The organism is Methylobacterium sp. B1 (assembly GCF_000333255.1).
Classification (GTDB): Bacteria; Pseudomonadota; Alphaproteobacteria; order Rhizobiales; family Beijerinckiaceae; genus Methylobacterium; species Methylobacterium fujisawaense.
This window is the reverse complement of record NZ_BACT01000578.1, coordinates 1-1607: the sequence shown is the minus strand read 5'-3', so window position 1 is coordinate 1607 and position 1607 is coordinate 1. Positions and strand designations below refer to the sequence as shown.

The 1607-nt window shown below is 74.4% G+C and carries 1 protein-coding gene and 1 pseudogene; both read right to left on the bottom strand.

Annotated elements, in window-relative coordinates:
* Positions 1-43 precede the first annotated feature (43 nt).
* On the bottom strand, positions 44-397 hold the full coding sequence (locus tag I53_RS16950) for a transposase (protein WP_043352705.1): 354 nt from the start codon (positions 395-397) through the stop codon (positions 44-46).
* A gap of 252 nt (positions 398-649) precedes the next feature.
* Positions 650-1607 (bottom strand): annotated as a pseudogene (locus I53_RS16945) (amidase family protein); the annotation flags it as partial.

Below are 1607 nucleotides of genomic sequence, written 5' to 3'. Positions count from 1 at the left end.
ACGGGGAGGCAGCATCAGCCGATTCCTGCAGATGGAGACCGCCTCAGTTCGCGCTGCGTCCGAAGGCGAACCGGCCGACACAGGCTTGGGCGCCGCGATGGTGCGGCGGCTGGCTCAGGCTCGCGCGCTCCGTCGTGGCCGGTGCCCCGCGCCCCGGCTGGACGAGCAGGGCTGCCCGAAGCCGCAGCACCTCCGCCCGGAGGCCGGCATTCTCCCGCTCGACCTGATCGAGCCGGGCCACACCGGCGGGCTTCAGGCCGCCGAGGCGTCTTCGCCAGCGGTAGAAGGTGCCGAGCGAGACATGGGCGCTGGCGCAGATCGCGGCGATCGGTATGCCCCGCGCGGCCTCGTCCAGCAGGAAGGCGATCTCCTCGTCCGTGTGCAGGGATCGACGCATGCAGGGTCTCCCGGTTCGGCAGCCTCGGGGCACTCTTCGGGCGGAGGATCAGCAAGAAGCGGACCGGCCGCGACGGGCCGACCGCGGCGCTTTCGTGCCGCGAAGCCCGCGATCCGGGCCGGCGGCCGCCGATTCACGTAACCGGCGCTCGGTTCTGCGGTCTCCGTACGCTTGGGTTTGCGGTCGCTTGTCAGGCGCGCGTGGATCAGCGCTGCGACCGCATCGGAGTGGATTTTGGCATCGCCCAATCAGCTATGCCGCGGCGCGGCTGGCCAGGTAGCGGCGCCAGCCGCCGAACTGCGTGATGTCGGCGGCCCCCGCGACGCCCGCCGTCTCCACCAGGAAGCCCTTCGGCGCGGTCCCGTCGGCGAGCCGCAGGGTGCCGATCCCGAGCGGTTCCGGGATGGCCGCCACGAAAGCCCCGAAGGCGGCGGGCGGCAGGGCCCAGACCTCCGTCTCGATCGCGCCGCCGTCGCCCTCGGCCGCCCGGAGCAGTCCGGGACGATGCGGCGGTCCGCCGGGCAAGGCGTAGAGGCGGTACTCCGGTCGGGTCGCCACCGTCCGCAGATACCGGGCGCCGTGCGCGGCGAGTTCGCGGTTCAGCGGCAGGCCCGACAGATGCGCCCCGACGACCGCCAGTTCGATCTCGCCGGGCCATCCGCGGGCCGGACCCGGCGCCACGGCCGGCACGGGCGTCGCCCCCGCGCCGATCCGGCCGGCCGCAGCCGCGTGCAGGCGGGCGCCCAGGGCGGCGAGGAGCCCATCGGAGCCACGCGGCGCGAGCAGGGTGATCCCTGAAGGAAAGCCGTCGGCGCGGGGCCGCCCCGGGACCGCGAGGGCGCACCAGTCGAGCAGGTTGACGAAGTTGGTGTAGGTGCCGAGCTCGCTGTTCGGGCCGATCGGGTCGGCGGCCACCGCCGCGCAGGTCTGCGGGCGCGGGTAGGTCGGCACGGCGAGCACGTCGACCCGGTCCCAGACCGCGTCCGCGTGCGGTCGCAGTTCCGCCAAGCTGTAGAGACCCCCGAAGGCGTCGGCGGCGTTGTAGCGCCCGGCGGCGGCGATCACCGCCAGCGTCGTCGGGTGCAGGATCTCGGGGCGCGTCTCCATGATCGGCCGGATCGCCGCGTAGCGCTCGGCGACCCAGGGCCCGTCGTAGAGCAGGGCCGCGACGGCGAACATCGGCGCGAAATCGACCGGCAGCGCCGCCCCG

What these genes read in the sequence shown, in the direction of transcription:
- I53_RS16950 (WP_043352705.1), bottom strand. Translation starts at nt 397, where the DNA reads ATGCGTCGATCCCTGCACACGGACGAGGAGATCGCCTTCCTGCTGGAC.